This is a genomic window from Sedimentibacter sp. B4 (assembly GCF_000309315.1).
Lineage (GTDB): Bacteria > Bacillota > Clostridia > Tissierellales > Sedimentibacteraceae > Sedimentibacter > Sedimentibacter saalensis.
In genome coordinates this window covers 1-230 of record NZ_CANG01000420.1, presented here as the reverse complement: position 1 = coordinate 230, position 230 = coordinate 1, and the positions used below count along the sequence as shown (strand labels likewise).

Genomic DNA, 230 nt, shown 5'->3' with positions numbered 1-230 from the left:
GGGTGTCGTTGATCAGGTCGCCGAACAGGTCGTTGCGGCCGGTGACCGTGAACGGGTTGGCCGAGGCGGGCGCGACGTCCGGCACCGGCTTCGTGCCGAACAGCCACCACGCGAGCGCGATGCCGGCAGCAACCACCAGCAGGGTCGCCCAGCCGATCGGGCCGGGCACCAGCGACGTCTCCTGGACGTGCGCACCGGTCGCCGGCTCCAGCCATTCCTGGATCCAGTTG

1 pseudogene is annotated in these 230 nt (G+C 70.9%); it reads right to left on the bottom strand.

The annotated features are described in order from the left end of the window. Positions 1 to 230, bottom strand: a pseudogene (locus BN358_RS26500) (NADH-quinone oxidoreductase subunit L); the annotation flags it as partial.